Source organism: Lentzea aerocolonigenes, assembly GCF_000974445.1.
In the GTDB taxonomy this organism is placed as follows: domain Bacteria; phylum Actinomycetota; class Actinomycetes; order Mycobacteriales; family Pseudonocardiaceae; genus Lentzea; species Lentzea aerocolonigenes.
Window position 1 is genome coordinate 51,336 of sequence record NZ_BBOJ01000026.1, and the last position, 17,002, is coordinate 68,337.

At 68.6% G+C, this 17,002-nt stretch carries 15 protein-coding genes; 9 read left to right on the forward strand and 6 right to left on the reverse strand.

Annotated features, from left to right (window positions below):
• Positions 1-262: 262 nt before the first annotated feature.
• From AOM45_RS40350 to AOM45_RS40365, 4 genes are read left to right on the forward strand one after another with little or no spacing between them, the layout of a single operon-like run.
• On the forward strand, positions 263-1,438 hold the full coding sequence (locus AOM45_RS40350; protein ID WP_059362946.1) for a pyridoxal phosphate-dependent aminotransferase: 1,176 nt from the start codon (positions 263-265) through the stop codon (positions 1,436-1,438).
• 46 nt (positions 1,439-1,484) lie between these two features.
• Entirely contained in the window at positions 1,485-3,083 is a 1,599-nt protein-coding gene (locus AOM45_RS40355) for a DUF4331 domain-containing protein (RefSeq protein ID WP_030473087.1), read from the forward strand.
• Between the two features lie 26 nt (positions 3,084-3,109).
• On the forward strand, positions 3,110-4,372 hold the full coding sequence (locus AOM45_RS40360; protein ID WP_236704008.1) for a tetratricopeptide repeat protein: 1,263 nt from the start codon (positions 3,110-3,112) through the stop codon (positions 4,370-4,372).
• Positions 4,369-5,790, forward strand: coding sequence for a nickel/cobalt transporter (locus AOM45_RS40365; protein ID WP_236704009.1), 1,422 nt, complete (start codon positions 4,369-4,371; stop codon positions 5,788-5,790). The genes AOM45_RS40360 and AOM45_RS40365 overlap by 4 nt, the downstream gene beginning before the upstream one ends.
• 66 nt (positions 5,791-5,856) lie before the next feature.
• Here AOM45_RS40365 and AOM45_RS40370 read toward each other — a convergent pair whose 3' ends face one another.
• Both AOM45_RS40370 and AOM45_RS54065 read right to left on the reverse strand, forming a co-directional pair.
• Complete coding sequence (locus tag AOM45_RS40370) at positions 5,857-6,612, reverse strand: anti-sigma factor family protein (protein ID WP_030473090.1); 756 nt, start codon at positions 6,610-6,612, stop codon at positions 5,857-5,859.
• A gap of 206 nt (positions 6,613-6,818) precedes the next feature.
• Positions 6,819-7,571, reverse strand: a complete 753-nt coding sequence (locus AOM45_RS54065; protein ID WP_035913607.1) for a TetR/AcrR family transcriptional regulator — start codon at positions 7,569-7,571, stop codon at positions 6,819-6,821.
• Positions 7,572-7,672: 101 nt separating this feature from the next.
• On the opposite strand from AOM45_RS54065, the gene AOM45_RS40380 reads away from it, so the two are divergent.
• Both AOM45_RS40380 and AOM45_RS40385 read left to right on the forward strand, forming a co-directional pair.
• Positions 7,673-8,614, forward strand: coding sequence for a daunorubicin resistance protein DrrA family ABC transporter ATP-binding protein (locus tag AOM45_RS40380; protein WP_030473092.1), 942 nt, complete (start codon positions 7,673-7,675; stop codon positions 8,612-8,614).
• Positions 8,611-9,390, forward strand: a complete 780-nt coding sequence (locus AOM45_RS40385; RefSeq protein WP_030473093.1) for an ABC transporter permease — start codon at positions 8,611-8,613, stop codon at positions 9,388-9,390. The genes AOM45_RS40380 and AOM45_RS40385 overlap by 4 nt, the downstream gene beginning before the upstream one ends.
• Here the strand turns inward: AOM45_RS40385 and AOM45_RS40390 are convergent.
• Positions 9,307-10,047 (reverse strand): lipopolysaccharide core heptose(II) kinase RfaY, encoded by a 741-nt coding sequence (locus AOM45_RS40390; protein ID WP_030473094.1) that lies wholly within the window; start codon positions 10,045-10,047, stop codon positions 9,307-9,309. The genes AOM45_RS40385 and AOM45_RS40390 overlap by 84 nt on opposite strands.
• 99 nt (positions 10,048-10,146) lie before the next feature.
• Here AOM45_RS40390 and AOM45_RS40395 point away from each other — a divergent pair, with 99 nt between their 5' ends.
• The gene (locus AOM45_RS40395) at positions 10,147-11,664 is read left to right on the forward strand and encodes a M28 family peptidase (protein WP_051784662.1); all 1,518 of its coding nucleotides are present in this window, start codon (positions 10,147-10,149) and stop codon (positions 11,662-11,664) included.
• Here AOM45_RS40395 and AOM45_RS40400 read toward each other — a convergent pair.
• Together AOM45_RS40400 and AOM45_RS40405 are read right to left on the reverse strand one after the other, a co-directional pair.
• Entirely contained in the window at positions 11,661-13,100 is a 1,440-nt protein-coding gene (locus AOM45_RS40400; protein ID WP_030473096.1) for a carboxylesterase/lipase family protein, read from the reverse strand. The two genes, AOM45_RS40395 and AOM45_RS40400, sit on opposite strands and share 4 nt — an antisense overlap.
• 7 nt (positions 13,101-13,107) lie before the next feature.
• The gene (locus AOM45_RS40405; protein ID WP_030473097.1) at positions 13,108-13,977 is read right to left on the reverse strand and encodes a bile acid:sodium symporter family protein; all 870 of its coding nucleotides are present in this window, start codon (positions 13,975-13,977) and stop codon (positions 13,108-13,110) included.
• Between the two features lie 226 nt (positions 13,978-14,203).
• Here AOM45_RS40405 and AOM45_RS40410 point away from each other — a divergent pair, with 226 nt between their 5' ends.
• Together AOM45_RS40410 and AOM45_RS40415 are read left to right on the forward strand one after the other, a co-directional pair.
• A complete protein-coding gene (locus tag AOM45_RS40410; RefSeq protein WP_030473098.1) occupies positions 14,204-15,316 on the forward strand; it encodes an MFS transporter in 1,113 nt (370 codons plus the stop codon).
• A 5-nt stretch (positions 15,317-15,321) separates the two neighbouring features.
• Complete coding sequence (locus AOM45_RS40415) at positions 15,322-16,023, forward strand: LLM class flavin-dependent oxidoreductase (protein ID WP_051784664.1); 702 nt, start codon at positions 15,322-15,324, stop codon at positions 16,021-16,023.
• Here AOM45_RS40415 and AOM45_RS40420 read toward each other — a convergent pair.
• Positions 15,942-16,976, reverse strand: a complete 1,035-nt coding sequence (locus AOM45_RS40420; protein ID WP_030473100.1) for an MFS transporter — start codon at positions 16,974-16,976, stop codon at positions 15,942-15,944. The two genes, AOM45_RS40415 and AOM45_RS40420, sit on opposite strands and share 82 nt — an antisense overlap.
• Positions 16,977-17,002: the final 26 nt, after the last annotated feature.

Here is a 17,002-nt window from a genome sequence, read left to right on the forward strand (position 1 = left end):
TCCTGGGCAGGACGCCCGCAGTAGCGGTCACGACTGCGCTCCGCGACGGTCCCGGTACACCCTCGAGTACCCGTCCAGCCGCCGGTCAGAGCCTTCCCGGGCAGGAACGGGCACTGCTCCGAACGACCGCCGGGCGGCGAACGTCACTCGGGTTGCGGTGCGTGACCTGGTCGAGACCTTCCCGATGCGCACCCGTGAACCGTGATGAACATCGGCACGTATGCCCCGGTGTCGGAAGCGGACCGAGGGATGGAGTGATCGCGTGCGGCACGGTGTGGACTCGGGTCTTTTCCAGCAGACCGCGCACAGCCCGTCCTACTTCGAGCTGTCGCGGACCGGTGCCGGTGAACTCGTCGACTTCTGCATCCCGTGCAACCCGTACTTCCCGACGCCCGAGATGTTCGAGGAGCTCTCGAAGAACCTCGAAGCGGTCCTGAGGTTCTACCCGAGCGACTCGTCCAAGATCGCGCAGCAGCTCAGCGCCGTGCTGGGGCTCAACCCGGCGACGATCGCCATGTCGAACGGGTCGACCGAGCTCATCACGTGGATGGACCACATGTGGATCCACGAGAGCGTGGCGGTCCCGATCCCGACGTTCGGCCGCTGGACCGACCAGCCGATGGAGAGCAACAAGCGCGTCGACATGTTCCTGCTCCAGGAGAGCAACAACTTCGAGCTCGACGTCGACGAGTACATCAAGTTCATCCGTGCCCGCGGCAGCAAGGTCGCGGTCATCTGCAACCCGAACAACCCCGACGGCGGTTACCTGCCGCGGCGGGAGATCGTCCGGTTCATGGACGAGCTCGCCGACCTGGACCTGGTCGTGATCGACGAGTCGTTCATCGACTTCGTCGAGGTCGAGCGGAACCCGTCGGTCGCGGCGGAGGCGTCGATCCGGCCGAACGTGGTCGTGTTGAAGAGCCTCGGCAAGAACTTCGGGTTGCACGGCATCCGCTTCGGTTATCTGGTCGCGAATCCCGGTCTGGCCGGGAAGATGCGCCAGACGCTGCCGAAGTGGAACCTCAATTCTCTCGCGGAAACCGTCGTGTTCATGCTCGCCGAGCACGAGGCGGAGTACGCGGAAAGCCTGCGTCTGCTGTCACGGGACAGGTACCGGATGGGGATGGAGCTCTCCCGCGTCCCCGACCTGACCGTCTACTCCTCGCAGGCCAACTTCCTGCTGGTCAAGCTCGGTGGCGGCGTGGACGGTCGGGAGCTTCGCGACCACCTGCTGTCCCGGCACCAGGTCTTCATCCGCGAGTGCGGCAACAAGCTCGGCATGAACAGCCGTTTCGCGCGTCTGGTCGTGCGTCCGGAACAGGACGTCGACCGGCTCGTCGAAGGCATTCGCGACTTCACCCAAGCGAGGTGGACCACCGAACACGCAAGCCATTCGAGCCACTCCAGCGAACCGTCGCTGCTGATGCACAGTGCTTGATCATTTTTCCGAGGCGTTGAACGCTCACATCGAAAGGTCCCAGAGAATGTCATCACCGCACGTCCTCAGCGGTCGGCGCGGCCAGGTGGCTGCGGCCGCGCTGGTGGCCGCCACACTGCTCAACGCGGCGCTGTTCGGCGGTACGAACGCCACCGCCTCCTCGCACCGCGAGGCCCCGCTCATCGCGGGCGACCCGGCCGTGGACAACACGGACCTGTACGCGTTCGTCAGCCCCGACCACAAGGACACGGTCACGCTGGTCGGGAACTGGTCCGGGTTCCAGGAGCCCAACGGCGGCCCCAACTTCTTCCCGTTCGCCGAGGACGCGCAGTACGACTTCAACGTCGACAACGACGGCGACGCCAAGGCCGACGTGGTCCTGCGGTTCATGTTCCACAACGACGACCGCCGCAAGAACAACACGTTCCTGTACACCAACGGTGTCGTGGACTCGCTCGACGACGAGAACCTGTTGTTCCGCCAGCGCTACGACCTCGAGGCGATCTACCAGAACGGCCAGCGGGTGAAGCTGGCCAACAACGCCCCGGTCGCGCCGTCGCCCAACGGCCCCGCGTCGATGCCGGACTTCAAGAAGCTGCGCGACCAGGCGGTCATCCAGATCCCGGGTGGCGGCAAGGTCTACGCGGGCCCGTCCGAGGACGCGTTCTTCGCCGACCTGCGGGTGTTCGACCTGCTCTACGGCGGCAACCTGAGCGAGGTCGGCCAGGACACGCTGCGCGGCTACAACGTCAACACCATCGCGATCCAGCTGCCCAAGCACGCGCTGGCGTTGCGCAACGACGTGCACCGCAACCCGAACATCGGCATCTGGAGCACCACGTCGCGCCGCACGTTGAAGCTGTCGCCGGGCAAGGCGGAGGCCGTCGGTGACTTCGTGCAGGTCTCGCGCCTGGGCAACCCGCTGGTCAACGAGGTCGTGGCCCCCGCGGGCCTGAAGGACGCGTTCAACGGCCTGCGCCCCGACCAGGACGCCGGCGTGAAGGAACTGGTGGACCGGGTGGTCAACCCCGAGCTGCCGAAGCTGATCGAGGCGATCTACAAGATCCCGGCGCCGAAGGGCCAGCGCGACGACCTGGCCGAGATCTTCCTGACCGGTGTCACGAAGAAGCTGGGCGGGCAGATCAACGCCGACCTGAACTCGCAGGTCAACAACGCGGACGTGGACCAGCGGAAGTTCCGCCCGGCCGAGATGCTGCGGCTGAACCTGATGATCGACCCGAACCCCAACCCGAACCGTCTCGGCCTGCTCGCCGGTGACACGCAGGGCTTCCCGAACGGTCGCCGGCTCGCCGACGACGTGGTCGACATCGCCGTGCAGGCGGTGGAGGGTGCCGCGGCGTCCGGCAAGATCGTCGAGGCGCTCGCCACGGGTGACAAGGTCGACGCGAACGACCAGCCGTTCGAGGCGAACTTCCCGTACGTCGGCCTGCCCCGCAACGGCACCGCCGTCAACGCGTCGGGCAACACGGCCAACGTCGCGGTGAACCCGGTCGGCAAGATCGGCAGCCTGGACCCGATGGCGATGACCACCGCGGTGGGCTCGGCTTTCGTGTTCGGCGCGGGCTTCTGGTTGTGGCGCAAGCGTCAGCAGCAGATCCGCAAGTACGGGTCGCACTCGAAGTGAAGTACCAACAACGGCAAACCGTCGCGGTGGTTCTCCTGGTCACCGCGGCGCTTGCCTACCTCGCCGCCTCCGGTCCTGCCGACAGCAGGGCCGGGGGCGCGCCCCCTGTTCCGGCCGTGGCGCAGCAGAACCAGATGCACCGCGTGGTGCACCAGCTCCAGCAGCGCCTGCACAGCCTGCCGCAGGACAAGGCTTCCTGGGCGCAGCTGGGTGCGTCCTATGTGGAGCTCGCGCGCGTGACGGCCGACCCGTCGTACTACGCGAAGGCCGAGGGCGCGCTCAAGAACGCGGGCGACACGGGCCTGGCCGCCATCGGCATGGGCACGCTCGCGAACGCCCGGCACGACTTCCACGCCGCCCGCGACTGGGCGGCGAAGGCCATCGCCTCGCTGCCGTCCTCGGCAGAGGCGTACGGCGTGCTGGCCGACGCGTTGACGCAGCTCGGCGACGACGCGGGTGCTCAGGACGCGGTGCAGAAGATGCTCGACCTCAAGCCCAACACGGCGTCGTTCGCGCGTGCCTCCTTCCACTTCGAGCTCCACGGTGACGTCGACGGCGCTCGCGATGCGATGCAGCGCGCGCTGACCGCTGCCGCGACGCCCGAGGAGATCGCGTTCTGCCGCTACCGGCTGGGTGAACTCGCGTTCGACCACAACAGGCTCGACGAAGCCGCACAGCACTACGAGCAGGGACTGGCGGCAAGAGGAGACGACATGACTCTCACTCAAGGCATGGCCAAGGTCGCGGCGGCACGGGGCGACGTCCCCGCGGCGCTGGAGGACTACCGCAGGCTGGTGTCCCGCGCTCCCCTGCCGCAGTACCTGCAGGAGTACGCGGAGCTGCTGGAGGCCAACGGCAAGACCGAAGAGGCCGCGAAGCAGTACGACGTGCTCTCCGAACAGCAGCGGCTGATGGAGTCGCAGGGCGCGTCCGACGACCTGGCCGCGGCGCTGGTGGCCGCGGACCGCGGTGACGGCATGCAGGCGCTGCGCCGGGCGGAGGCCGAGTGGAGCCGCCGGCAGAGCGTGTTCGTGGCCGACGCGATGTCGTGGGCGTTGCACATGAACGGCCGGGACGCGGAAGCACTGGAGTACTCGGACCGCGCCAACGCGCTGGGCTGGCAGAACGCGACGTTCTCCTACCACCGCGGCATGATCCTGGCCGCGCTGGGCAGGGTCGCGGAGGCGCAGGAGGCGCTGGTGCAGGCACTGCGGCTGAACGCGAACTTCTCCCCGTTGCAGGCGCTCAAGGCCGGCCGCAAGCTCGCGGAGCTGCGAGGCGGCCGGTGAGCCTGTCCAGCTGGGTCGTGCGGCCCGTCCTGGTCGTCGCCCTCCTGCTGGCGGGCATCTTCTTCATCAACGGCGAGGCGTCCGCGCACCCGCTGGGCAACTTCAGCGTCAACCACTACCACGGGCTGCACCTGCACCCGGACCGGATCGATCTGAGATCCGTGGTCGACGTGGCGGAAATTCCCACGCTGCAGGAGAACCTGAGGACCCGCGACGCCCGCAAGTGGTGCGACGAGGTGTCCGGGGCCGACCGGTCCACAGTGGACGGCAGACAGATCACCTGGTCGCTCTCCAGCGCCACCAAGGAACACCCGGTGGGCCAGGCGGATCTCATCACCACGAGGCTGGTCTGCGAGTTCACCGCGAAGGTGGACCTCGACCGGCCCGCACGGCTGGAGTTCCACGACGAGTCGAACGCCGACCGGGTCGGCTGGCGTGAGATCACCGCCGCCGGCACCGGGATCAGGCTCACGAACTCGCAGGTGCCGACCGAGAGCATCAGCAACGAGCTGCGGACGTACCCGGAGGACCTGCTCAGCAATCCGATGAACGTCCGCTCGGTCACGTTCAACGCCGAACCGGGCAGCGGGTCCGAGCCGAAGAAGGCCACCGGCTCCCCCATCCAGTCCTTCAGCGTCACGGCGGCCAAACTCAACGACATCCTGGGCAGCGACGAACTCACGCCGTGGCTCGGGTTTTTGGCGTTGTTGCTGTCGCTGCTGCTGGGTGCGTCGCACGCGGCGTTGCCCGGTCACGGCAAGACGCTCATCGCCGCCTACCTGGCCGGCCGTCAGGGCAGGCCCAGGGACGCGTTCATCGTCGGTGCGTCCGTCACGGCCACGCACACCGGTGGCGTGCTGGTCCTCGGCCTCGTCATCAGCGCCTCCAGCGCGCTGGCCGGCGAGTCGGTCCTGCGCTGGCTCGGGCTGGTCAGCGGTGTGCTGATCACGGTGATCGGCGCGATGCTGCTGCGCTCGGCCCTGTCGACGACCCGCGAACCGGCACTGGCCGGCGTCGGTCACGGGCACGGCCACGGACATGGGCACGGACACGGACACGGTCATGGCCACGGTCATGGCCACGGACACGGTCATGGGCACGGCCACGGGTACAGCCGCGCGAGCCTGATCGGCATGGGCGCCGCCAACGGCCTCGTCCCGTCACCCTCCGCGCTCGTCGTCCTCCTCGGGGCGATGGCGCTGGGCCGGACGTGGTTCGGCGTGCTGCTGGTCGTCGGTTACGGATTCGGCATGGCCGCCACTCTCACCGCGGTCGGCCTGGTGCTCGTGAAGGCCCGGGAACGCGTCGAGAAATTCCTGGACGGACGTGCCACGCGCGCCCTGTCTCATTACGCACCCGTGGGCACAGCCGCGATGGTCATCGTCGTCGGTGGCTGGCTCACATTGCAGGCTCTTTAGAATTACATCAATGTGAGAAGGGCCCGGATTCTGACCGAATCCGGGCCCTTCTGGTGTTTCCGTCCCCTACAGGTTCGCCACCACGAACGTCTTGCCCTCCGCGTTCTCCACCGAGATCGACTTCACCTTGTCCGGTGACACGCTGACCATGCCCCGCACCTTGGAGCCCTCGACCCGCTGCTTCTCGGTCGTGGTCCAGGCGAACGCCTCGGTCTTCGTGCCGTCGGTACCCACCACGATCAGCTTGCACTTCTGCGCGGTGGGCAGGCCGTCGATGTTCGCTGTCACCAGGTAGCGGTCCTGCGACGACGGCGCGATCTCCGCCACCATCTTGATCCCGCCCGCCGTCGCCTCACCCGTGCGGGTGGAAGCGACGCTCGTGCCAGGCCCCTGGTTCTGCATGAACACTGCGGCACCCCCGAACGCGACCACCGCGGCTACCGCCGCGGCGGCGAGATATCCCGGCCAGCGCCGGGGTTTGGCGTGCTGCGGTTCGGGGAGTTCTTCCACCGGCCGCGGACTGGCTCTCGGGCTCTGGTCGGCCACCCGCGGCTGCGGGATGACCGATTCCTGCCTGATCTGCCGCAGCGCTCGCTGCAGCACCAGTTCCGACGGCATGGGCAGGTCGGCTTCGAGCTCGTGCAGGAATGCCTCACGAGGCATCTCGTCGAGCGCCATGCGGATCCGATGGAAGTCGGCGACCTGCGCACGGCAAGACGGACAGCCCCTCAGGTGCTGCTCCACGCCAAGACTCTCGTGCGCGTCCAGAACGCCGAGCGCGTAGCAGCCAAGGGTGACCGCGTCGTGCGCGCCAGCTGTCATACGACCTCCTCGTCGTCCCGATTCGACCCCCGCGGCGAAACGGTGTCACAAGGAAAACGCGCAGATAGGAGTGTTTGGTTCAGCTCGCGAACGGGTTCATTCTGATTGCCGATAACAATGGCATTACGTAACCGTGCAACTACCCGCGAGTACCGTCCTGAGCAGCGCTTTTCACTCGATCGGACGACTCAAGGTGTCTCGAATGGCTACAGGCACGTCTCTCGACGAACCAGCGGTCGCTCCTCAGCTTCCACGAACACAGCGAGGCCGTCCAGTACCCGCGCCAGACCGAACTCGAACTCGTCCAGAGGACTTTCGAAGCCGCCCGAGTTCCAGATGTGCGTCATCATCGGCAGCCGCTCGGGCGTGAAGTGCTCCCAGAGCGCCTCACGGCCGCTCCACCAGTCCTCCTCCGACACGCCGCTCTCCCGTTCGGCCTGCACGCGGTCGGCCATCGTCCTGCCGACGCCGTCGACGAACTGGGCGACCGTCGTGACCACCGCGACGATCTCCTCCGACTGCAGGCCGAGCTCGGAGACGACGGCGAACGCGGCGTCCATCCTGGTCATGGCCTGGGGGCCGGGCATCCGCCGCGAGGTGGTCAGCTGCAGCATCCACGGGTGCGCGCGGTACATCGCCCACATCTGCCGTGCGAAGAACTCGAGCCCCTCGCGCCACGGACCGGCCGGGGCCGGGTCGGTCTCGCCCCAGACCGCGTCGACCATCAGGTCGAGCAGCTCGGCTTTGCCGGGGACGTGCCGGTACAGCGACATCGCGGTGTTGCCGAGCGTCTCGGCGACCCGGCGCATGGTGAGCGCGTCGACCCCCTCGGCGTCGGCCACCCTGATGGCCGCCTCGACGACGCGTGACTGACTCAGCGCCGCCTTGGGACCCCTGGTCGGCTCGGCCGGCGCCTCCCACAGCAGGCGGATGCTCCGATCCCGGTCGCTCTGCTTCACCAAGCCCCCTCTTCACAAACACCTTGCCTGTGAATCCTAGAACCGTGTACAACGTACACTCTGTGTACAACGTAAGCAGTTAAGCCACGGGGGTGAAGGTCGTGGGACACGCGGTGCTCGCGGAAGGCCTGCGGAAGAGGTTCGACAGGAAGGCGGCACTGGACGGGTTCGACCTGGCCGTGCCCGCCGGGACGGTGTGCGGGCTGCTCGGCCCGAACGGCGCGGGCAAGACGACGGCGGTGCGGATCCTGGCCACGTTGCTGCGCCTGGACGGCGGACGGGCCGAGGTCGCGGGCCACGACGTGGTGCGCGAGGCGCCCGCGGTGCGCCGGCAGGTGGCGTTGAACGGTCAGCAGTCCACGGTCGACGCCGTGCTGACCGGCAGGGAGAACCTGGTCATGTGGGGGCGGCTGTACCACCTCTCCCGGCGGCAGGCCGAGGCGCGGGCGGACGAGCTGCTGGAGCAGTTCGGGCTCACCGGCGCGGCGGACAAGCGCGCCAAGCACTACTCGGGCGGCATGCGCCGGCGCCTGGACCTCGCGTCGAGCTTCATCACGCGGCCGTCGGTGCTGTTCCTGGACGAACCGACGACGGGTCTCGACCCGCGCAACCGCGGCGAGGTGTGGCGCGAGGTGAAACGGGTCGTCGCCGAGGGCACGACGGTGCTGCTGACCACGCAGTACCTCGACGAGGCCGACCAGCTCGCCGACCAGATCGTCGTGCTCGACACCGGCCGGGTGGCGGCGCAGGGCACGCCGGATCAGCTCAAGTCCAAGCTCGGCGGCGACCGGATCGAGGTCGTCGTCCGCACCGCGGAGGAGCTGCCGCTGGTGCGGGACGCGCTCGGGCCGGACGCCGAGGTGGACGCCGACGGGTTCCGGGTGAGCGCGGCGGTCGCCGACCGGGTGGCGGCGCTGACGCGGGTGACGTCGGCGCTGGCCTCGAAGGGCGTGGAAGCGGAGGACATCGCGTTGCGCAGGCCGACGCTCGACGAGGTCTTCCTGGCCATCACGGGACACAAGGCCACGGAGGTGCCGGCGTGAGGTACGCGGCGATCGACTCGTGGGTCGTGGCCAAGCGCGACCTGATCCACTGGCTGCGCGAACCGGTCAGGGTGTTCGCGAACCTGGCCTACCCGATCATTTCGGTGCTGATCTTCGGGCTGGTGTTCGGCAGCGCGATGAACGTCTTCGGCGGCGGCGACTACATCGAGTTCCTCATGCCGGGCATGTTCGGCCAGACCATCGCGTTCGGCGTCGGCACCACGATGATGATGGTGTCGATGGACGCCGACCGCGGCGTCACGGACCGGTTCCGCGCCTCGCCGATGTCGCAGACCGGCGTGGTGGCCGGGCGCAGCATCGCCGACCTGGTGAACTCGTCGCTGGAACTGCTGGTGCTCGCGTTGTGCGGCCTGGTGATCGGCTGGTCGTTCCACGACGGGCCGCTGAACGCGCTGGCGGCGTTCGCGTTGTTCCTGTGGCTGCGGTTCGCGCTCGTGTGGGTCGGCATCTACCTGGGCCTGCTGGTGAAACCGGAGGCAGCGCAGGCGTCGTGGATGTTCCTGTTCCCGCTGACGATGTTCGCGAACACGTTCGTCTCGCCGGAGCTGATGCCGGGCTGGCTGCGCACGGTGTCGGAGTGGAACCCGCTGTCGTCGACCGTGGCGGCGGCGCGTGAGCTGTTCGGCAACCCCGGCGTCGGCGGCGACTCGTGGGCGGCGCAGCACTCGCTGCTACTGGCCGTGCTGTGGCCCGCGGTGTTCGTGGCGGTGTTCTGGCCGCTGTCGGTGCTGAAGTACCGCAACCTCAGCAGATAGCAGGTCGGTCCGGAGCTGGTCGGCGAGCCACGCCGCGAGCAGCTTGCGCCAGTTCCGGACCATCGTCTTCTTGCGCTCCGGCAACGTGCCGTCGCCCTCCCACTCGCGCCAGTCCTCGCTGGCGAGCCACCCGATGCAGCCCGCGATCCGGTGCACGCGCAGCAGTGCCGGGTCGGGCATCGAGCCGTACCCGGCCCAGAACGCCTGCGGCAACGCGGCCCCGTGCAGGTAGAGGTGCTCCTCGAACGCCGCCAGCTCGTCGAGCGGGTTGCCCTGGCCGGGGTTGTCCCAGTCGATCAGCGTGGCCCGGCCGTCGCCGACGATGATGTTGTGGAGGTTCACGTCGTTGTGCAGCAGGCCGACGCGGTGGATCTTGCGGAACGCCTGGCCGATGCTCCGCCAGACCTCTTCGGACACCGGTAACGCGTCCGCGAGCGTCCTGCCCTCGACGTACTCGACGAGCACGTCACCGCGCCCGTTGTGGGCGAGGATCTCCGGCGCGCCGGGCACCACGAACTTCGGCAGGTCGCGTGCCACCCTCGGTTGCCGCAGCACGGCCTTGCGCCCGTCGGCCAGCGTCACGAGGTGCAGGACGTTGGTGAGCCCTTCTCCTTCCAGGGGTTCGACGCGGACGGCGGTCTCCAGCAACCGGAACAAACGCCCACCTCCTGTGGCAAAAGGTGTAACACGACAGATCGGACAGCGAAGGACTTCGGGGGATGCATTCGGCGGCGATGTACGCATGGAGGCACACCGATGACCCAACGCTATCGGCGCAGACGTCTCGCGCTCTTCTCGGCACTGGCACTGGTGTTGCCACTCGCCGTGACGGGCCCGGCACTCGCTGATCCCACCAACAACACCCCGGCCAAGCTCACGAAGGCCGTGACGCTCAACGGAGTGCTGCGGCACCTCGACGCGCTCCAGTCCATCTCGAACACCCACGGCGACCGCGCGGCCGGACGTCCCGGCTACCAGGCGTCGGTCGACTACGTCGTCGGTCAGCTCAACGCAGCCGGTTACACACCGACGGTGCAGGCGTTCGACTTCACGTACCTGGAGGACAACTCGCGGCTCGACGTCGTGTCGCCGTTCCCGATCTCGTACCGCAGGGACCTCGACTTCACCTACACCGACTTCGTGCCCAGGGCGGAAGGCGACGTCACCGGCGCGCTCCAGAACGTCGACCTGGTCCTGCCGCCCACGCCGACGCCCAGCAGCACCAGCGGCTGCGACGCGGCCGACTTCGCCGGGTTCGTCCCCGGCAAGATCGCGTTGATCCAGCGCGGCACCTGCCTCTTCGTCGACAAGGTCCGCAACGCCCAGCTCGCGGGCGCGGCCGCGGTCGTGATCTTCAACGAGGGCAACCCCGGCCGCACCGGCCTCTTCATCCCCAACGGTGACGCCACGGGCATCACGATCCCGGTCGTCGCGGCGACGTTCGACGTCGGCAACCAGCTCGCCTCCCTCTTCTCGCCCATCGTCAGGGTGAAGGTCGACGTCACCACCGAGACGCGCACCGCGTGGAACGTGCTCGCCGAGTCCCAGTACGGCAACGCGAACAACGTCGTCATGGCCGGCGCGCACCTCGACAGCGTCCAGAACGGACCCGGCATCAACGACAACGGCAGCGGCTCCGCGACGTTGCTGGAGACCGCGATCCAGATGTCGAAGGTCAAGACCAACTCCAAGGTCCGCTTCGCCTGGTGGGGTGCGGAGGAGTCCGGGCTGCTCGGCTCCGACCACTACGTCACCGCGCTGTCGCAGGCGGAACAGGACAAGATCGCGCTGTACCTGAACTTCGACATGGTCGGCTCGCCGAACTACTTCTACGGCGTCTACGACGGTGACAACTCGAGCGGCACCGCCCCGCCGAACTTCATCCCGCCGGGGTCGGCGCAGATCGAGGACGTCTTCGAGAAGTTCTACGCGGGCCGCGGCCTGCCGTTCGAGGACACCGAGTTCTCCGGGCGGTCGGACTACGGCCCGTTCATCGCGGTCGGCATCCCCGCGGGCGGCCTGTTCACCGGCGCCGAGGGCATCAAGACGGCTCAGCAGGCCGCCCGGTACGGCGGAACCGCGGGCGTCGCCTTCGACCCGTGCTACCACCAGCCGTGCGACAACAGGTCGAACCTGAGCCTGACCGCCCTGGACGTCAACGCCGATGCGATCGCCTCCACGGTGATCACGTTCGCCTTCGACACCTCGGCCGTGAACAGCGTCCGTGTTCCCGGCAAGTCACACGGACGCGTTCCGCGAGGAGTGCTGTCCTAAGAGGACCAGAGGTCGCACCGGTGGTCCGCCGGTGCGACCTGCCCGGTCGCGAACAACCGGACGTCCTGGCGTGTCCAGCCGGGGCGTCCGGTTCGCACGAACCGGGTCCACGCCTCGACCATCTCGTCCGACAGCTTCCGCTGCCCGGCGGTGAGCTCGACGTCGCCGTACCTCAGCAGGAACGGCAGCTCCGAGCCGTGGTAGGCGCCGTACGGGAACTCCGGCATGCCGGGGAAGATCATCGGCGGTGCGGGTTCGGCGAACTCGTAGCCGAACGCCCCGGTCTGGCTCCTGAGTTCGTCGGTCGTGCACGCCGAGGTCATCGCCGTGAGTGCGGCGGACAACGGCACCCGTTCGTCACCACCGGCCGGCGGATACCGTTCCAGGATCCGCTTCGCCTTGGCAGCGCCGAAACCCTGCGCGAGGGCTTGTTCGTATCCGGCGGCGTCGAGCGGCGGGTAGAACATCGCCACGAACACCGTCAGCTCGTCACGCGTGGTGCCGGCGAGCACGGGGATCTTGTGGAAGCGGCCCTGGCGCAACGCCGTGATCGGGTTGTCCGGCAACGCTTCCGTGTCGTACGCGGGTGACGAGAAGAGCGGGGTCAGGGCTTTGACCTGCTGGACGCTCAGCCCGCGCAAGCAGTTCAGGTCCGTGCACCCGTGCGGTGCCTTCGCTCCGGCCTGTTCGACGTCCGTGCGGGCGGCCCACGTGTGGTGCACCTGGTTCTCCCCCGCCGGGAGCCCGAGCTGGCACGGTCCGCTCTGGATGATCGCCTTGTGGAACAGGCCCGTCGTCCTCGGCGAGGTCAGCTGCGCGCACGTCGACAGGCCGCCCGCCGACGCCCCGAAGAGCGTGACGTTGTGCGGGTCGCCCCCGAAGCTCCTGATGTTGCGCTGGACCCATTCGAGGGCTTTCTGCTGGTCCTTCAGCCCGAACGCGCCGGAGCCCTCGAGTCCCGGGTAGCCGAAGAAGCCGAAGGCGCCGAGCCGGTAGTTGACCGTGACGACGACGGAACCGTTGCGCACCAACTGGTCCGCGCCGTAGTCCGACCCGGCGCCGCTGGTGAAGCTGCCGCCGTGGAGCCAGACCATGACCGGCCGGTTCCGCGCCTTGTCCGGCGTGGTGACGTTGAGGTACAGGCAGTCCTCGCTGTCGCTGGCGGGACTGCCGAACCCCTCGTCCTGCGCGCACCGCGGCCCCGGCTCGACGGCCTTGCGGACGCCCTGCCAGGGCTGCGCGGGCCGCGGATCACGCCACCGGTTCTCCCCGGTGGGCGGTGCGGCGAAAGGAATGCCCTGGAAGGTGCGCTGGGCGTTGGTGACGGTTCCGGACACGAATCCCGTGTCGGTGAGGACGGTGGTTCCCGCGGCATGGGCGGGAAGTGCTGTCGCGGCAACGAGAATGGCCGCTGCGATGGTTGTGGTTGAACGCATGTCACGATCAACCTAGCTGCGTGTGCAACCTCTTTTGGTTCCGCGACAACAACCGCACCGCCACCGCGGCGGGCAGGTACATGAGAACCCCGTACACGGCGGCCGGGATCGCCATCGCCTCGTCGTTCAGCACCGTCAGCGCCAACGTGATCGCGATCGTGGCGTTGTGGATCCCGATCTCCATGGCGCTGGCGATCGCCTGGTCGCGCTCGACCTTGAACGCCTTGGGCACGAAGTACCCGACCGTCAGGCTGAGGACGCTGAGCAGCAACGCCACCGGCCCAAGCGTCGCGACGTTGTCGACCAGCTGCTGGAACCCCGTCACGATCGCCGCGACGATGACGAGCACCAGAACCACGACCGAGGCGATCCGCACCGGGTTGTTCATCTTCAACGCCCAGGCCTCGTACCTGCTGCGGACCCACATGCCGATCGCCACCGGCACCAGCACGATCGCGAACACCTGCAGGAACTTCGCCGGCTGCAACCCGAGCGCCGCCTGGTCACCCAGGAAGTAGGAGGTGCTGAGCCCCACCACCAGCGGCAGCGTGAACACCGCGAGCACCGAGTTGATCGCCGTGAGCGTGATGTTGAGCGCCACGTTCCCGCCGGCGAGGTGGCTGAAGAGGTTCGCCGACGCACCGCCCGGCGACGCCACCAGCAACATCATGCCGACCGCGAGCACGCCCTTGATCCCGAACGCGAGCACCAGCCCGACGCAGATCGCCGGCAGCACGATCATCTGGCAGGCCAGCCCGATGGCCGCCGCCTTGGGGTACTTCGCGACCCTGGCGAAGTCGGCGGTCGTGAGCGTGAGGCCCAGGCCGAACATGACCAGGCCCAGCGCCACGGGGAGGAAGATCTGAGCGACGAGCACGGCGGCCTCCGCGAATGTCCGGCTTGTGCCGTTTGATCTGATCGGAAGATCTTGCCGTTACGCCGGGGCGCACGGAATCGGCCAGGTGGCCGCACTGGCCCCTCAGGTGGGATAGTTTTGTAGAAAACCTTCTGGGGCAGAAATGAGAACTGCACCCCGGCCTGCGGTCATTCGCCGCGTTCCTGTCTGAGGTGCGGAACGGCACCGCCTGGCGCACCCTGTGGCGATGGCGCGTCTGCTGACCCCGCGCTTCGCTCTGCTCACCGCCGCTGACCTGGGCTACTTCACCGCGATGGGCATCGGCGTCTACACCCTGCCCTTCTACGTCACCGGTCCGCTCCACAGCAGCAAGGCCGCGGCGGGCGTCGCGTTCGGCGCCTTCGCCGTGTCCGCGCTCTTCCTCCGCCCGCTGGCAGGCCGCCTCACCGACCGCGCCGGGCGCAGACCTCTTCTGCTCGGCGGGGCCGCGCTGGCCGCCATCAGCCTCGCCCTCACCGCGCTCGCGACCGACCTGCCCGCGCTCATCGCGCTGCGGCTCCTGCTGGGTGTCGCGGAGGCCGCGTTCTTCGTCGCCGGGTTCGCCGCCCTCGTCGACATCGCCCCGCCCGACCGTCTCGGCGAGGCCCTGAGCCTCAACTCGCTGGGCCTCTACCTCGGCCTGGCCGCGGGTCCGCCGCTCGGTGAGGTCCTCGTGCACCGGTCGTTCCCGACGGCCTGGCTCACCGCCGCCGCGTTGTGCCTGGCCTCCACCCTCGCCGTGCTCCCGCTCGGCGAAACCGGCACCCCGGGACAGGCCGCGACCACGAAGCTGATCCACCGTCCCGCCGTGGGGCCGAGCACCGCTCTCGGCGCGTCACTCGCGGCCACCGGCGGTTTCCTGGCGTTCTCCGCGCTGCGGGCCCAGGAGACCGGCTACGAGAACACCAGCCTCCCGCTGTTCCTCTACGGCGCCACGGTCGTGGTCTGCCGGCTGGTCTTCGCGAAGGTCCCCGACCGCGTGCCGCCCCTCAGGCTCGGCGCGATCGCTCTCGCCGTCATCGCGACCGGCCTGGTCCTCACCGCCGTCCCGCACCTGCTGATCGCGGGCAGCGTCGTGCTCGGTGTCGGCGTCACGTTCAGCACGCCCGCGTTCTTCGCCGCCATCTTCGCCACGGCACAACCGCACCAGCGCGGAGCGGCGTCCGGCACGGCCAGCGCGTTCCTCGACCTCGGGCTCGGCGGCGGACCGATCCTGCTCGGCCTCGTCGCGAACGTCTCGACGTCGGCCGCACTGGCCGCCGGTGGTGCGATCGCCGCGCTGGGCTGCCTCTGGACGATCCGGTTGCGCCGAGCACACTGAACGACGTGCAGATCGGTGTCTTCACCGCGGGCGACCTCGAACCCGGCGAGATCGTCACCCTGGCGATCGCGGCCGAGGCAGCGGGTTTCGACGTCTTCGCGGTCGGCGAGCACCACAACCCGCCCTACAACTCGTCCTCCCCCGCCACGCTCCTCGCCCACATCGCGGCGAGGACGACGAACATCCGGCTCTCGACCGCCACGACGCTCATCACCACGAACGACCCCGCGAGGCTCGCCGCCGAGTACGCGACGCTCGACCTCCTCGCCCCGCACCGCACCGACCTCGTGCTCGGACGCGGCAACACGGCGAAGGTGTTCGGCTGGTTCGGCAAGGAGATCGAGTACGGGCTGCCGTTGACGATCGAGCACTACGAGGCGCTGAAAGCCTTGTGGCACAACAGGCCATACCTCTGGCACGCCTGCACCCGCTCTCCCGAGATCGCCGAACTGGCGGCAGAGCACGGCGACGGCCTGTTCGTGTTCGCCGGCCGGAGCGAGCAGGTGGCCAGGTACCGCTCCCTGGCCGCGCGTCCCCGCGTCGGCGTGCTGACCCACCTCGACGACCTCACGGCGGCGCTGGACCTGAACCCCGACCGGTTGCTGGTCCACGCCCGCGACGCCGATCACCTCCGCCAGATCACCAAGGCCACCACCAGGATCAGCACCCCGACCGCCACCGCAGAGCCGAGCACCCACAACCCGTAGATCGCGAACGCCACGAACTCCGACCCGATCGCCGCCACCGACGTCACCGTCGCCCGCGCGTCGGACTCGATCCGGTGCTGCAACTCGGTTTCCACGTGCACCAGCACGAACCGGTAGAGCCCGTAGAACAGTCCCAACAGGACGATCGCGACCGGAACGGCCAGCGCCGCCGCCACGATCAGCAGCACACCGGACGCGAACAACACCCAGCCGCGGAACGGCAACCGGCCACCCAGGGACGCACCGGCAGCGCCCAGCAACGGCACTCCGATCGTCGCCAGCGGCACCCAGACCGTCGGCACGTGCCAGTCCTGGACCAGCAGCGGGAAGTACTCCTCGAACGCGTCGATCGCGTACACCAGCGCCACCGCGATCACCGCGCGTTTGATCGGCACGGACTCCTTGAGACCGGCGCGCAGCGTGGCGAAGTAGCTCTCGTGCTCCTCCGACTCGCGCGGAGGTTCCGGGAACCGCAACGCGACCACGGACGACGCGAGGCACATGGCGACGGAGGCCCAGCCGGCCCACTCGTAACCGCCGAGGGAGAACAACGCGGTGGCGAGGACGGCGACCGGAACCTGCGAGATCAGCTCGATGGTGTCGATCCGCGCGTTGAGCCGTCCGTACTGCTCCTCGTCTCCGTTGGCCGCCAGCCCGTCGTACAGCAGCGCCTCGAACGAGCCCGAGGTCAGCGTTCCACCGAGACCCCACAGCACGAAACCGGCCGCGAAACCCCAGAACGACGGGAACACCACCCACGCGGCGTGGCCCAGCGCCTGCAACACACCGGCGGCGACCAGGGAACTCCGCCGCGAGAACCGGTCCGCGATCGCACCGGACGGCACCTCGAAGACCACGGCGGTGGCCGACCAGATGGCGAGCAGCACCGAGATCTGAGCGTCCGACAGACCGCTCTCGTCGAAGAACAACGCGTACAGCGCGTAGATCGGCACGACGTGCGTGCACCACGTGAACGCCG